We start from the raw sequence: 10,683 nt of genomic DNA, 5'->3' as shown, positions 1-10,683 counted from the left end.
CGAGCAGCGCGCGCGCGGCTGCGCCGGTGGCGATGTTGCCGCCGATCACGTCGATTTCCGGGTAGTTCCGCTTGACCCAGCGCACGCGCTCGATCACGCCCTTGCTGTGGCCGTGCGCCGTGTCCACCACGATCGCGTCCACCCCGGCCTTGACCAGCGCCTGCACGCGTTCCTCGGTGCCCTCGCCGACCCCCACCGCGGCGCCCACGCGCAGGCGGCCCGCGGCATCGCGCGCGGCGTTGGGAAAGCTGGTCTGCTTGGTGATGTCTTTGACCGTGATCAGGCCCTTGAGTTCGAAGGCGTCGTTCACCACCAGGATGCGTTCGAGCTTGTGCTTGTTGAGCAGCGCCTTGGCCTGGGCAGGCGTCGTTGCCTGCCTTTCATTGACCGTGATGAGCTTTTCACGCGGCGTCATGATCTGGCGCACCGGGATGTCGTGGCGCGTCTCGAAGCGCAGGTCGCGCCCGGTGACGATGCCGACCACCTTGCCCGCGTCGCACACCGGAAAGCCGGAGATTCCCAATTGCTCGGACAATTCCAGCACCTGCCGCACCGTGTGCTCGGGGGTGATGACCACGGGGTCGCGCAGCACGCCCGATTCGTAGCGCTTGACCTTGGCCACGTGCGCGGCCTGCTCCTGCGGCGTGAGGTTCTTGTGCACGATGCCGATGCCGCCTTCCTGGGCGATGGCAATCGCCAGGCGCGCCTCGGTCACGGTGTCCATGGCGGCGGAGACGAGCGGCAGATTCAGCGGGATATTGCGGGAGAGTTTCGTCGCGAGGGACGTGTCCTTGGGCAGGACCTGGGAATACGCCGGCACCAGCAACACATCGTCGAAGGTGAGCGCTTTTCCGAGAAGGCGCATGAGAAGGCTCCAAAAAACGGATTGTACCCGCGCGCCCTGCGTCGCATAAAGGCAACGTGGCCGAAGAATCCCGGCGCGCGGCGGCTTGCGGGCCACGGCCACGGTCGTCTGCGCGCCGTCCATGCACTGGCGGGCGGCGGGCCGCGCGATTACACTCGTGCGCATGCAAATGCACAAGCTTCTCCTGCTGGTCGTCGCCTGCACCTGCGCCAGCAGTTGGTCCGTGGGCGCAACGCAGTGGCAGTGGATCGACAAGGACGGACACAAGGTCTTCAGCGACCTCCCGCCTCCGGCGGACATTCCCGAAAAAAACATTCTCAAGCAGCCGGGTGGGGGCCAGCCGTCCGCGCCGCCGGCTTCCGCCGAGGGAGCGCAGAGCGCGCCAGCGCCAGCGTCCGCGGCGAAACCGGCCGCCAGCGCGCCGGGCAGCGGCAAGGACAAGGAACTGGAAGAGAAAAAGGCCCAGGCCGAAGCCGCGGAAGCGGCCAAGAAAAAGGCCGAAGAGGCAAAGGTCGCCAAGGCCAAGGCAGACAACTGCGCGCGCGCGCGTGCCGCCAAGGCAGCATTCGACGCGGGCAAACCGATCACCCAGGCCAACGCCCAGGGCGAGCGCATCTTCCTCGATGGCCCCGCCTACGCGGCGGAGGCCAAGCGCGTTGACGAAATCGTCGCCTCGGACTGCGTGCGCTGAGTCCAGCCCGTTGAGGCAGCGCAGCAACGTGCTCTTGCCCGAGCCGCTGCGGCAGCGCGAGGCCGTCAGAACGTGGGCAGTTCATGCAGCGGGGAGCCGATCCACTTGCGCGCGATCTCGTCGAGTTCGCCGTTGGACTTCATGTAGTAGATCGTGTTGTTCAGCCACTGGTGCAACTCAAAGGCATCCTTGCGCACCGTCATCGCGTTCGCCTGCCGGCCGAAGCCGAATTTCAGCGCCATGTCGCCGTCGGGGCGGACTTTCAGGCTCTGGTTGGCGAGCATGGAATTCAGTCCGGACTGCCTCCTCCCGGCCGCGGGCGGGCAAACAGGCCCGCAGCACGCGCGCCCTGGCGGGCAAAGCGCTCGCGGCGCGCGGTCTTCGGGTCGATCTGCAATGGCCGGTAGACCTCCACCCGGTCGAGGTGCGCCAGGGGTGTATCCGGCCTGACCACGCGGCCCCATATCCCCAGCGTTGGGCAAGCGGGTTGCGGCGGCAGCAAGGCATCGGCCCCGCTCGCGCGCAGCGCGTCAGCGGCCGTGGCGCCAACGGGCAGTTCGAGCGTCCACTCGCGCAGCGTGCGCGCGGCCACGCAGACCACCACCGTGACCTGCACCGTGGCCCTGCCGGCGCCCTCAGCCATAGACCTGCTGCGCGCGTTTGACGAAGGCATCGACCATGCTCGCGGCGATGCGGTCGAACACCGGCCCCACCAACGCCGCCAGCGCCCTGCTGTCAAAGCCGTAGTGGAGCCGCAGTTCCACCTTGCAGGCGCGCTGCGTGCCGTCCCCCACCGGATGGAAATGCCAGTCGCCGTCGAGCCGCGAGAACGGCCCCTTGACGAGTTGCATCTGCACACGCCGGCCCGCTTCGTGCGTGTTGCGCGTGACGAAGGTCTGGCGCACGCCGCCGAGCGCGATTCCGAGTTCGGCGGTCATTCCGTCCCCGGTCTGCTCGAGCACGCGCGCGCGCTCGCACCACGGCAGAAACTCGGGATAGTGCGCGACCCCCGTGACCAGGGCAAACATTTCTTCGGGGCTGTACCAGATGAGGACGGACTTGTGGACGGTTTTCATGCAGACGCTGCCTGCGGCAGGGCGCGCGGGCCGGGAGAATTTAGAATCGCGCTGGCGCGGCGACGACAAATTGTAGGGATGCGTCTCCCGGCCTGCGCCGCATCCAAACCTCCATGGCCAAAAAACCCGATCCCGCGTCCCGCATCGCCGACAACAAGAAAGCGGCCTACGACTATTTCTTCGAGGAACGCCACGAGGCCGGCATGGTGCTGCACGGCTGGGAGGTCAAGGCGCTGCGCGCGGGCAAGGCGCAGCTGACCGACGGCTATGTGCTGATCCGCGACGGCGAGCTGTTTCTGCTCGGCTGCCAGATCCAGGCGCTCAAGACCGCGTCGACGCATGTGCACCCCGAGGCGGCGCGCACCAAGAAGCTGCTGCTCAAAAAGGACGACATCCGGCACCTGGTCGGCAAGGTCGAGCAAAAGGGCTACACCCTGGTGCCGCTGAACCTGCACTGGAAGAACGGCCTCGTGAAATGCGAGATCGCCCTGGCCAAGGGCAAGGCCGAGCACGACAAGCGCAACACCATCAAGGAGCGCGAAGACAAGCGCGAGGTCGAGCGCGCGATGAAGCGGCACGGGCGCTGAGGGCGCGGGACGGGATATCAGGCCAGGGCCGCGAGCGGGTGCGCGTGCGCGGGCCAGGGGCTTGCAAAGAACGGCGCGACCATTTCGGGCCTCACGTCCTCGATGCGGCCGGGGTTCCAGCGCGGCGCCTGGTCCTTGTCCACGGCCAGCGCGCGGATTCCCTCGAGCGTCTCGCTCTGGCCGAGACGCAGATGGAAGCAATGGTGCACCAGGTCGCGCTCCATGCGCAGGTCGTCGGCCAGGCGCATGCCGCGCGCACGGCGGATCTGCTCGAGCGCCACGTGCAGCATCAGCGGCGAGCGCTTGCGCAGCGTGGCCGCGCAGGCGCGCGCCCAGTCGCTGTCGGCGGCTTCCAGCGCCTGCACGATCTCCCCCACGGTGGGGAGCGAGAAATACGCGTCGATCCCGGCCCTGGCGAGCGTTCGGCCCGCGCCCGGAGCCACGAACTGCGCAGCCACGAAGTCCCTGACCGCCGCGCCGTCGGCAAAGCGCTGCGCGCCCAGCGCGTCCCACAGGGCGGCCTGGCGGTCTGCTGCGAGGAAGCCGTCGGCGAGCCGGTTGTCGATGGCGTCGCCCGCGCCGATGCTCTCGCCGGTGAGCGCCAGCCATTCGCCCACGCGGCCGGGGCAGCGGCTCAGAAAGTAGCCGCCGCCCACGTCGGGGAACAGGCCGATGGCCGTCTCGGGCATGGCCATCCGGGTGCGCTCGGTCACCACGCGCAGCGCGGCGCCCTGGCTGATTCCCATTCCGCCGCCCATCACGACGCCGTCCATGAACGCGATACAGGGCTTGGCGTAGTTGTGGATCAGGTGGTTGAGCGTGTACTCCTCGGTGAAGAAATCATCGAGCAGCGGGTTGCCCTGGCTGCCGGCCTGGTGCAGAAAGCGGATGTCGCCACCGGCGCAGAAGACGCCGAACGGCCCCTGCTTGCCGCTGCCGCGCAGCGCCACCGCGAGCACGCGCGCGTCGTCCTGCCAGGCCCGCAGGACGCGCGTCAGCTCGCGCACCATGCCCAGCGACAGCGCGTTCAGCGCGTGCGGGCGGTTCAGCGTGATGAACCCCAGTTGGGCGCGCACCTCGCTCAGGACCTCTGCAACGAGCGGCTCTGCCATCTCTGCTCCCTCCAGCCCAGAATTTCATTCAAAACCAGCGCGCCGATCACCAGCGCGCCGCCCGTGAGCACGGCCATGCTGGGTTCCTCGCCCGCGCCCAACCAGGCCAGCAGGATGCCGAAGATCACTTCCAGCAGGCCCAGCAGCGCCATCTCGGGCGCCTTGAGAACGCGCCCGCAGCGCACCGCGAGAACGCAGGGAATGGCCAATTGCACCACGCCCAGCAGGGCCAGCAGGCCCAGGTCGTGCAGCGAGGCGCGCAGCGGCAGGGCCAGCGGCAGCATGGCAAGGACCGAGATCGCCGCGCCCACGAGCACCGCGGGCACCAGGTCCACCGCCTGGCCGTGGCGCTGCGCATGCTGCACCACCGTCCAGTTGATGGCTGCGGCCACCGGAACGCACAGCGCGACCAGCGTCCCGGCCAGCGGCAGGCCGGCCATCTGCGATCCGTACATGCGCGCGATGCCGACGCCCGCGAGCACGATCGCCACCCAGGTGCGCGGCGCGATGCGGTGGCCGATGAGGACGCGCGCAAACAGCGCCGTGAGCAGCGGCCCCACGGCCATGGTGACGAGCACGTTCGCCACCGGCATGAGCAGGATCGCGACCATGAACGCGGTAAACATCACGCTCCAGCACAGGCCCGAGATCCACAGCGCGCGGCCGCTTTGGCGCAGCGTCGCAAACACCGCCCGGCCTTGCAGCGCTGGCAGGATGAGCAGCAGCGACAGCAGCGTGAAGAGGCTGCGCCAGAACGTCACCTCGAAGCTGCGCGCGTGCTCCAGGTGGCGCGTGACCACGCCCGCGATGGACCACATCAGGGCCACCACGACCATCAGGAACACCGCGCGCGAATGCGTGAGTTTCGGCATGGGCCAGCCCCGAGGCTAGGTGCGGCCCGCGCGCTTGCGCTCGTTCTCGGTCAGATGGCGCTTGCGCAGGCGCACGGACTTGGGCGTGATTTCGACCAGCTCGTCGTCGTCGATGAACTCCACGCCGTATTCCAGCGTGAGGTCGATCGGCGGGGTGATCTTGATCGCGTCCTCCTTGCCGGAGACGCGGAAGTTGGTCAGCTGCTTGGTGCGCGTGGCGTTCACCACCAAGTCGTTGTCGCGGCTGTGGATGCCCACGATCATGCCCTCGTACACCGGGTCGTTCGCGCGCACGAACATGCGCCCCCGGTCGTCGAGCTTGCCCAGCGCGTAGGTGAAGATTTCCCCGTCGTCCATGGAAATCAGCACGCCGTTCTTGCGCCCGCCGATCTCGCCCTTGTGCGGCTCGTAGCGGTCGAAGATGTTCGCGATCAGGCCGGAGCCGCGCGTCAGGTTCAGAAACTCGTTGGTAAAGCCGATCAGGCCCCGCGCCGGGATGCGGTACTCCAGACGCACGCGGCCCCGGCCGTCGGGCTCCATGTTCACCAGCTCGCCCCGGCGCTCGCCGAGCGCCTGCATCACTCCGCCCTGGTGGCTTTCCTCGATGTCCACGGTCACCAGTTCGATGGGCTCGCATTTCTCGCCGTTGATTTCCTTGTAGAGCACACGGGGCTTGGAAACCGCGAGTTCGTAGCCTTCCCGGCGCATGTTTTCCAGCAGGATGGTCAGGTGCAATTCGCCGCGACCTGCGACCTCGAAGATGCCGTCCTCCTTGGTCTCCTTCACGCGCAGGGCCACGTTGTGCTGGAGCTCTTTTTGCAGGCGGTCCCAGATCTGGCGGCTGGTCACGTACTTGCCCTCGCGGCCGGCGAGCGGGCTGGTGTTCACGCAGAAGTTCATGGTCAGCGTGGGCTCGTCAACCTCGAGCATGGGCAGGGGGGCGGGGCTCACGGGGTCGGTGACCGTCACGCCGATGCCGATGTCGACGATGCCGTTGATGAGCACGATGTTCCCCGGGCCCGCCTCGCTGACCTGGACGCGGTCGAGCCCCTGAAAGGTCAGCACCTGGTTCACGCGGCCCTTGGCGCTCTTGCCCTCCGGGCCTTCCATGACCAGCACGTCCATCCCGGGCCGGATCGTCCCCTGGCCGATGCGGCCCACGCCGATGCGCCCGACGAAGCTGGAAAAATCCAGCGCCGAGATCTGCAATTGCAGCGGCGCCGCCGGGTCGCCCGTTTGCGCCGGCACATGCCGCAGCACGGTGTTGAACAGGGCCGACATGTCGGGGCCCCACTGCTCGCCGGCAGCGCCCTCTTCGAGCGACGCCCAGCCGTTGATTCCGGATGCGTAGACCACGGGAAAGTCGAGCTGCTCGTCGCTGGCTCCGAGCTTGTCGAACAGGTCGAACGCGGCGTTCACGACCTTGTCCGGATTGGCGCCGGGCTTGTCCACCTTGTTCACCACCACGATGGGCCTGAGCCCCAGCGCCAGCGCCTTCTTCGTCACGAAGCGGGTCTGCGGCATGGGGCCTTCCTGCGCGTCGATGAGCAGCAGCACGCCGTCAACCATGGACAGCGCGCGCTCCACCTCCCCGCCAAAGTCCGCGTGGCCGGGGGTATCGACGATGTTGATGTGCGTCCCCTCCCAGCTCACGGCGCAGTTCTTGGCCAGGATGGTGATTCCGCGCTCGCGTTCGATGGCGTTGTTGTCCATCACCGTATCGACGACCTTCTCGTGCTCGGCGAAGGTGCCGGACTGGCGCAGCAACTGATCGACCATGGTCGTCTTGCCATGATCGACGTGCGCGATGATGGCGATATTGCGAATTTGTGGAGTCGTCATGTTTTTTCCAATGTGCTGCGGGCGTCCTGCCCCGCAAATAGCCGTTTCATTGCGCTGCTATTTGCCGGGCAGAACACCCGCTTCGGGTTGCGGACTGCCTTGCAAGATTTGTCGGATTTCCAGCGGGCTCAGGAGCCTGTCGGGAATCAGCTCCCCGCCCGCGATATGGCCCACTCCCAGCAGGGACCGGGGATTGTCGCCAAAAACCGCGACCGCACGGGCGTTCGGCCAGGGCCCGCGGCGGCGCAGGCCCGACAGGAAGCGCGCTGCATTCTCGCCGTCCAGCGTGACACGCGCATGCCCGGCGAGCAGCGACTCGGGCGCCTGCAACCGGGCCAGGCGCGCGGCCTCGGGCAGGGCCTCGAACTGCTCCAGCGTGATGCAGCCCTCGACGCCGATGCCGCCGCTGGCGGTGCGGCGCAGGAACACCAGGTGCGCCCCGCAACCGAGCGCCGCGCCAATGTCCTCGGCGAGCGTGCGGATATAGGTTCCCTTGCTGCAGCTGGCGACTATTTTCAGGTCTGCGGACGGGGGCTCGCTCTGCACCAGCGTCAGTTTCAGCGCCAGGACGACGACCTCGCGCGTGCTGCGCTCGAGCGTGACACCCGCGCGCGCGTATTCGTACAGCGCCCGGCCGTCCTTCTTGAGCGCGCTGTGCATCGGCGGCAACTGGTGGATGGGGCCGGTAAAGCGCTGCTGCACGGCGGCCAGCCGCTCGGCCGTGAGCTGCGCCGGGTCCACCTCGCGGCGCTGCAGCACGGCGCCCTCGGCGTCGCCGGTGGCCGTGGTCACGCCCAGCCGCGCGATGGCCTCGTAGGTCTTGGGCGCGTCCAGCTGCAACTGGCTGAACTTGGTCGCCGCGCCAAAGCACAGCGGCAGCACGCCGCTGGCCAGCGGGTCCAGCGTTCCGGTATGGCCCGCCTTTTCGGCGCGCAGCAGCCATTTCGCCTTCTGCAGGGCGGCATTGCTCGACAGGCCGAGCGGTTTGTCGAGCAGCAGCACCCCGTGCACGGGGCGCCGCTGCACCCTGGTGCGGGGTGCGGACTGCATGGTGGCGGAATGATGGGCGCGCTGGGCGTGCGGCTCAGGCGAGCCGGGTTTTGAGCAGCTCATTCACCTGCTGCGGATTGACCTTGCCCTGGCTGGCCTTCATGACCTGGCCCACGAGCGCGTTGAAAGCCTTCGCCTTGCCCGCGCGAAACTGCGCCACATTCTCGGCGTTCGCGGCGATGACCGCATCGACGATCTGCTCCAGCGCGCCGCTGTCGTTCATCTGCGCGAGGCCCTTGGCGGCGATGAGCGCGTCCACGTCTGCGGACTCACCGGACCACAGGGCGTCGAATACCTGCCGGGCGGCGCTATGGGAGAGCGTTGCGTCGGCAATGCGCCGAATCAGCGCCGCCAGCTGCGCCGCGGACACCGGGGCCTGCCCGATGCCGATCTCCGCCTGGTTCAGGCGGCGCGAGACCTCGCCCATGATCCAGTTGCTCGCCAGCTTGGCTTGGCCGCTCGCCAGGGCGACGGCCTCGAACCAGGCGGCCAGGCCCGGGCTCTGCGTGAGCGTCGCGGCGTCGTATTCGGGCAGCCCATAGTCGGCAACGAAACGCGCCGCCATGCTGCGCGGCAATTCGGGCATCCGCGCACGCTGCTCCTGCACCCACTGCTCCGGGATATGCAGCGGCGGCAGGTCGGGGTCGGGGAAGTAGCGGTAGTCCGCGGCGTCCTCCTTGCTGCGCATCGCGCGGGTCTCGCCGCTGTCGGGGTCGAACAGCACGGTGGCCTGCCGGATCGCGTGGCCGTCCTCGATCTGCGCGATCTGCCAGCGGACCTCGTAGTCGATCGCCTGCTGCATGAACTTGAAGCTGTTCAGGTTTTTGATCTCGCGGCGCGTTCCCAGGGGTTCGCCGGGCCTGCGCACCGAGACGTTGGCGTCGCAGCGAAAGCTCCCCTCCTGCATATTGCCGTCGCAGATGCCGATCCAGGTCACGATCCGGTGCAACTCCCGGGCGTAAGCCACGGCCTCTTCGGACGAGCGCATGTCGGGCTCGGTCACGATCTCCAGCAGCGGCGTTCCGGCGCGGTTCAGGTCTATTCCGCTTTGGCCGACGAAGTCCTCGTGCAGCGACTTGCCCGCGTCCTCTTCAAGATGCGCGCGCACCAGGCGCACGGTCTTTTTTTCCGCACCGAGCAAGAAATCGACCGCGCCGCCCTGCACCACCGGAATCTCGAACTGGCTGATCTGGTAGCCCTTGGGCAGGTCGGGGTAGAAATAGTTCTTGCGCGCAAAAACGCTCACCGGCGCAATGCGCGCACCCAGCGCCAGCCCCAGCCTGATGGCGCATTCGACGGCGGCGCGGTTCATCACGGGCAGCGTGCCGGGCAGCGCCAGATCCACCGCGCAGGCCTGGGTATTCGGCGCAGCGCCAAAGGCCGTGGGCGCGCGGCTGAAGAGCTTGCTTTGGGTGGCAAGCTGGGCATGGGTCTCAAAGCCGATAACGACCTCGTAGCCGCGGACTGACGGAGTGGCGCTCATGGTTTTGGCTTTCTTTGCGTGGAAATGCCGCCCCGGCGGCCGATTTTGTAGGCCAAGCGATAGATGTCGGGCAGTTCGATACGCTCGTTCCCATTCTTCTTCCGTGGTCTGACAATGCCGATTTGCTCCAGGGTTGCGAGCAATCGCTCCATTCTTTCCGAATTTGGCGCGCCGTTCTGCCATGGAACAAGTGCCTTGTCCCGCATGGACTCTATCTTCTGCAAAACGCTGGCCTTGTTTTGCAACCAGATTTTTTCGACAAGCATGCGCTCAGGGTTTAACGCCTGTCGATGGGATAGGGGAACATAGACATCGCTCCAGTTGTCCGGAGAATCATCGGTCGGAATGGTTTGAAGCGCGTTGCGCAACTGCTCGCGCAACGCGCTTCGTTCCTGACCGCTTAATGTGGGCGCTTCAACGGCCATCTCGGATCACACTTCCAAAAGCGCCATGGCGCGGCCCAGGAAATCGGCAAAAGCGGCCCTGGTTGATGGGATCGGTCAGAGGGCTGAACCCGCGCAGGGCATCGACCCACTGGATACGCAAAGCCGCATGCGGGGCGTCGGTATCGCCAGGGGCCGGAGCAAATTCCATGGCGGACTCACGCTGCCCCGGGCTGGCGCAAATGAAAATCAGTGGCCTGTTGCAGGCGGTGCGCCGCGTTCAGCAGGCGCGCTTCGCCAAAGTAATTGCCGATCAGTTGCAACCCCACGGGCATTGCGTCTGCGCCAAGGCCGGCGGGCAGGCTGATTCCGGGGAGTCCGGCGAGCGATGCGGGCAGCGTGAAAATGTCGGCCAGGTAGTCGGCCAGCGGGTCGTTGCCATGCGCGCCGATTTCCCAGGCCACGGTCGGGGCCACCGGTCCGGCGATCAGGTCGCAGTGCCTGAAGGCGTTCTGGAAGTCGTCGGCGATCATGCGGCGGATCTTTTGCGCCTGCAGGTAGTAGGCGTCGTAATAGCCGTGCGAGAGCACGTAGGTGCCCATCATGATGCGGCGCTTGACTTCGGCGCCAAAGCCTTCGGCGCGGGTCTTGCGGTACATGTCGGCCAGGTCGGTGTAGTCCTTCGCGCGGTGGCCGAACTTGACGCCGTCGAAGCGGCTCAG

13 protein-coding genes are annotated in these 10,683 nt (G+C 67.2%); 2 read left to right on the top strand and 11 right to left on the bottom strand.

Annotated elements, in window-relative coordinates; all coding sequences use genetic code 11:
• The coding region (guaB, locus tag VTU_RS0122655) for an IMP dehydrogenase (protein WP_029554665.1) at positions 1 to 865 on the bottom strand (865 nt) is incomplete at its 3' end.
• Positions 866 to 1,028: 163 nt separating this feature from the next.
• Here guaB and VTU_RS0122650 point away from each other — a divergent pair.
• The gene (locus VTU_RS0122650) at positions 1,029 to 1,556 is read left to right on the top strand and encodes a DUF4124 domain-containing protein (RefSeq protein ID WP_029554664.1); all 528 of its coding nucleotides are present in this window, start codon (positions 1,029 to 1,031) and stop codon (positions 1,554 to 1,556) included.
• 65 nt (positions 1,557 to 1,621) lie between these two features.
• Here VTU_RS0122650 and VTU_RS0122645 read toward each other — a convergent pair whose 3' ends face one another.
• From VTU_RS0122645 to VTU_RS0122635, 3 genes are read right to left on the bottom strand one after another with little or no spacing between them, the layout of a single operon-like run.
• Positions 1,622 to 1,840, bottom strand: a complete 219-nt coding sequence (locus VTU_RS0122645; protein WP_010109617.1) for a transporter substrate-binding domain-containing protein — start codon at positions 1,838 to 1,840, stop codon at positions 1,622 to 1,624.
• 5 nt (positions 1,841 to 1,845) lie between these two features.
• Positions 1,846 to 2,199, bottom strand: coding sequence for an RnfH family protein (locus VTU_RS0122640; RefSeq protein WP_010109615.1), 354 nt, complete (start codon positions 2,197 to 2,199; stop codon positions 1,846 to 1,848).
• Positions 2,192 to 2,632, bottom strand: coding sequence for a type II toxin-antitoxin system RatA family toxin (locus VTU_RS0122635; RefSeq protein WP_010109613.1), 441 nt, complete (start codon positions 2,630 to 2,632; stop codon positions 2,192 to 2,194). The genes VTU_RS0122640 and VTU_RS0122635 overlap by 8 nt, the downstream gene beginning before the upstream one ends.
• 113 nt (positions 2,633 to 2,745) lie before the next feature.
• Here VTU_RS0122635 and smpB point away from each other — a divergent pair, with 113 nt between their 5' ends.
• Complete coding sequence (smpB, locus tag VTU_RS0122630; protein ID WP_010109610.1) at positions 2,746 to 3,219, top strand: SsrA-binding protein SmpB; 474 nt, start codon at positions 2,746 to 2,748, stop codon at positions 3,217 to 3,219.
• Between the two features lie 17 nt (positions 3,220 to 3,236).
• On the opposite strand, the gene VTU_RS0122625 is transcribed toward smpB, so the two are convergent.
• From VTU_RS0122625 to VTU_RS0122595, 7 genes are all read right to left on the bottom strand, one after another.
• Complete coding sequence (locus VTU_RS0122625; RefSeq protein ID WP_010109608.1) at positions 3,237 to 4,331, bottom strand: enoyl-CoA hydratase/isomerase family protein; 1,095 nt, start codon at positions 4,329 to 4,331, stop codon at positions 3,237 to 3,239.
• Positions 4,301 to 5,203, bottom strand: coding sequence for a DMT family transporter (locus VTU_RS0122620; RefSeq protein WP_010109606.1), 903 nt, complete (start codon positions 5,201 to 5,203; stop codon positions 4,301 to 4,303). The genes VTU_RS0122625 and VTU_RS0122620 overlap by 31 nt, the downstream gene beginning before the upstream one ends.
• 15 nt (positions 5,204 to 5,218) lie before the next feature.
• On the bottom strand, positions 5,219 to 7,045 hold the full coding sequence (gene typA, locus VTU_RS0122615) for a translational GTPase TypA (RefSeq protein WP_010109603.1): 1,827 nt from the start codon (positions 7,043 to 7,045) through the stop codon (positions 5,219 to 5,221).
• A 57-nt stretch (positions 7,046 to 7,102) separates the two neighbouring features.
• Positions 7,103 to 8,095 (bottom strand): tRNA pseudouridine(55) synthase TruB, encoded by a 993-nt coding sequence (gene truB, locus VTU_RS0122610; protein WP_029554663.1) that lies wholly within the window; start codon positions 8,093 to 8,095, stop codon positions 7,103 to 7,105.
• A gap of 34 nt (positions 8,096 to 8,129) precedes the next feature.
• Positions 8,130 to 9,578, bottom strand: a complete 1,449-nt coding sequence (gene gatB / locus VTU_RS0122605) for an Asp-tRNA(Asn)/Glu-tRNA(Gln) amidotransferase subunit GatB (protein WP_010109599.1) — start codon at positions 9,576 to 9,578, stop codon at positions 8,130 to 8,132.
• Positions 9,575 to 10,003, bottom strand: coding sequence for a hypothetical protein (locus tag VTU_RS33255; protein WP_138928013.1), 429 nt, complete (start codon positions 10,001 to 10,003; stop codon positions 9,575 to 9,577). The genes gatB and VTU_RS33255 overlap by 4 nt, the downstream gene beginning before the upstream one ends.
• Positions 10,004 to 10,179: 176 nt before the next feature.
• A partial coding sequence (locus tag VTU_RS0122595) for an amidase family protein (protein WP_029554662.1) occupies positions 10,180 to 10,683 on the bottom strand: 504 nt, incomplete at its 5' end.

It is taken from the genome of Verminephrobacter aporrectodeae subsp. tuberculatae At4, from assembly GCF_000193225.1.
GTDB classification, from domain to species: Bacteria; Pseudomonadota; Gammaproteobacteria; order Burkholderiales; family Burkholderiaceae_C; genus Acidovorax; species Acidovorax aporrectodeae.
Note: the sequence above shows the minus strand (reverse complement) of the source record. Positions and strands in the feature narration are given on the sequence as shown.

What these genes read in the sequence shown, in the direction of transcription:
- VTU_RS0122635 (WP_010109613.1), bottom strand. Translation starts at nt 2,632, where the DNA reads ATGAAAACCGTCCACAAGTCCGTCCTCATCTGGTACAGCCCCGAAGAA.
- gatB (WP_010109599.1), bottom strand. Translation starts at nt 9,578, where the DNA reads ATGAGCGCCACTCCGTCAGTCCGCGGCTACGAGGTCGTTATCGGCTTT.
- VTU_RS0122645 (WP_010109617.1), bottom strand. Translation starts at nt 1,840, where the DNA reads ATGCTCGCCAACCAGAGCCTGAAAGTCCGCCCCGACGGCGACATGGCG.
- typA (WP_010109603.1), bottom strand. Translation starts at nt 7,045, where the DNA reads ATGACGACTCCACAAATTCGCAATATCGCCATCATCGCGCACGTCGAT.
- VTU_RS33255 (WP_138928013.1), bottom strand. Translation starts at nt 10,003, where the DNA reads ATGGCCGTTGAAGCGCCCACATTAAGCGGTCAGGAACGAAGCGCGTTG.
- truB (WP_029554663.1), bottom strand. Translation starts at nt 8,095, where the DNA reads ATGCAGTCCGCACCCCGCACCAGGGTGCAGCGGCGCCCCGTGCACGGG.
- VTU_RS0122650 (WP_029554664.1), top strand. Translation starts at nt 1,029, where the DNA reads ATGCAAATGCACAAGCTTCTCCTGCTGGTCGTCGCCTGCACCTGCGCC.
- VTU_RS0122620 (WP_010109606.1), bottom strand. Translation starts at nt 5,203, where the DNA reads ATGCCGAAACTCACGCATTCGCGCGCGGTGTTCCTGATGGTCGTGGTG.
- smpB (WP_010109610.1), top strand. Translation starts at nt 2,746, where the DNA reads ATGGCCAAAAAACCCGATCCCGCGTCCCGCATCGCCGACAACAAGAAA.
- VTU_RS0122625 (WP_010109608.1), bottom strand. Translation starts at nt 4,331, where the DNA reads ATGGCAGAGCCGCTCGTTGCAGAGGTCCTGAGCGAGGTGCGCGCCCAA.
- VTU_RS0122640 (WP_010109615.1), bottom strand. Translation starts at nt 2,199, where the DNA reads ATGGCTGAGGGCGCCGGCAGGGCCACGGTGCAGGTCACGGTGGTGGTC.